Origin of the sequence: Candidatus Accumulibacter vicinus (genome assembly GCF_000584955.1) — a bacterium.
GTDB classification, from domain to species: Bacteria; Pseudomonadota; Gammaproteobacteria; order Burkholderiales; family Rhodocyclaceae; genus Accumulibacter; species Accumulibacter vicinus.
This window is the reverse complement of the sequence record NZ_JDSS02000027.1, coordinates 177,174-179,379: the sequence shown is the minus strand read 5'-3', so window position 1 is coordinate 179,379 and position 2,206 is coordinate 177,174. Positions and strand designations below refer to the sequence as shown.

Sequence of the window (2,206 nt, the reverse complement as noted above, 5' to 3'; positions counted from 1 at the left end):
CTGCCCTGGCGCTGCCGGGTGCTGGCGCGGAAGACGATCCGCGTTCCCCTTGCACGGCGCGTGCTGGCCGGAACGCAATGGGATCTGGAACTGAGCGAAATCGACGCGGACGCCTGGCGGATGCTGTGCGCCGGCAGCGAACTGCACGCCGGTGGGCAGACCGGCATCGGTTGCGGGCAATATGAAATTCTGCCGGCGGTTGAGGCCTGAATGCGTCGCCGACAAAAGACATCATGGAAATCATCTGGGAGGGCAACAGGAAATGAATGCACCGGAGATGCTCGCCCGCCTGCGCACGCCGCAGGCGGACGGACTGGTCCTGCGGCTGAAGACGCTGACGCCGCTCTATACTGGCGGGATTGGTCAGCTTGGTGACCAGGTTCATCCATCCAACCTGCTCGGCGGCATCCGGCACTTCTCGTGTCTGGTGGCGCGGACGCTCGGGGACTCCGATTTCGAGGATGCCGTCTGGGGTAATCCCGGCCGTGGTGAGCAGAAAGCCAGAGCCAAGCAGGTGGCACTGCGCTGGGATACCTCGGCTTTGACGCGCGTCAGCCTGCCCGAAACGGTCAGGGTGCCCAGGGCCGGCGGCAGCGACTCGCGCTGGTACTTCAATTCCGCCTTTGAAGGCGAAGTCGGCCTGCAGCTTGCACGGCGAGGAATCTCGGATACGCACTGGCAGATCCTGAACCTGGCGCTGTCCATCCAGTTCCGCCACGCCACCTTCGGCGCCAAGGATCAGTTCGGGCTCGGCGTCTTGGCTGTTGCGGACGGCGCCCGCCCCTTTGCCGTGCCGCTGAACGTCGGCTGCGAACTTGGCAAACCCGTGCCGGCGACGGCCGGTCGGCTCAACCTGTTGCGCCATGCCTTCGGCCGGCTGCGCTTTCGCGTCGCGCCCGGACAGCAGCCCAGCTTCAACCGATCGGCCGCGCTGCAGCTTGCGCTGGCGACACGCGCCACCCTGCGCAACGCGCTGCGCGCAAGACCGGACGCGCCGGATGCCGAAAAGGCCCGTCTGACGGCGCTCCGCCACCAGATGCTGGGCAAGCTCAATCAGTCGGGCAGCGCGGTCAATGTCTCGGCAGCCTACGCCATCGCCGAGGGCATCGAATTGCGGCTTACGGTGGCACTCAAGCCGGAAGACGCTGCCGAGCGCAGCGAAGTGATGAACGCTTTCGCCAACGCCGCCGGCAGCATCGACGGCATGATCGATCGCCTTGGCTATCGCGTCGACGGCAGGATCGCCTGGGAATTCGGCGGCAAGCACGCCAAGGCGCGTGCCGCCTGGCTCAACCAGCTCGCAGGAGTGTGACTCATGAACTTTGAACTGCTCGCGGAAGAACGCGTCGCCATCGAATCGGGGGGAATCGCCGCCGCCCAATGGACCTGGCAGGCGCATGCCGCGTACCTGCGCCGAGGGGTCGTCAGGCCCGAGGATCTGACCGGGCGGCGCAGCGATTTCCTGATTCGCCACGCCATGGAACTGCAGGGAGTCGAACTGAAGGAGGTTCTCGACGACCCGAAGAAGGCGCGCGGCGGCGCCCGCTCGCTGCCCTGCGCGACGCGCGAGATCGACCGCGCCGGCCTGTGTTCGGCACCCGTCAACATCGCGGTGCTGCCGGCCTTTTCCGCGGCGCTGACGCTGCGCTTTCGTCTGCTGACGCCCCTCCTGACGCGCGACGACGATTCCTTCTATCTCTTCGACAACCCGGTGCGCAAGGACCATGTCTTTGGCGTTCCCTTCCTTGCCGCCGCCTCGGTGAAGGGCCTCGCGGCGGATGCCTTCCAGCGCGGCTTCCCGCACGGCTCGGCGTGGACTGAACTGGGTCGCGACGACCAGACGCGGACGATGCGCTACCGCCAGGACACGGCCGCGGCAACGCGCCTGTTCGGCGTCGCCAGCGACGATTCCGAAAAGCTCGCCAGCGCGGCCGGCCGGCTGCACTTCTCGCCGGTATGGTTCTCGCACGTGCAGTACCTGGTGATGAACCCAAGCAAGACCGACAAGAACGGCAAGCCCGACGGCAGCGGCATCGGCACCCAGCCGATCCAGTTCGAGGCCGTCGCCCCGGTGACCGAGAAGGGCAAGCCGGTGCAGGCCGAGATCAGCTTTTTCTACTTCAACCCCGCCGGGGCGAATGATTCGGACGAGGCCACGGCGCGCGCCGACCTCGCCTGCCTGGTCGGCGCGCTGGCCGCATGGTGG

General features: G+C 67.0%; 2 protein-coding genes and 1 pseudogene. All 3 read left to right on the top strand.

The window, feature by feature from the left end:
• Positions 1 to 210, top strand: a 210-nt coding sequence (locus CAPSK01_RS13300; protein WP_034927422.1) for a hypothetical protein, incomplete at its 5' end; no start/stop codon positions are given.
• A 52-nt stretch (positions 211 to 262) separates the two neighbouring features.
• Positions 263 to 1,312 carry a hypothetical protein gene (locus CAPSK01_RS13295; RefSeq protein ID WP_034927418.1) on the top strand — a complete coding sequence of 350 codons (1,050 nt, stop codon included), beginning with the start codon at positions 263 to 265 and terminating at the stop codon, positions 1,310 to 1,312.
• A gap of 165 nt (positions 1,313 to 1,477) precedes the next feature.
• A pseudogene (locus tag CAPSK01_RS22955) lies at positions 1,478 to 2,206 on the top strand (hypothetical protein); the annotation flags it as partial.

What these genes read in the sequence shown, in the direction of transcription:
- CAPSK01_RS13295 (WP_034927418.1), top strand. Translation starts at nt 263, where the DNA reads ATGAATGCACCGGAGATGCTCGCCCGCCTGCGCACGCCGCAGGCGGAC.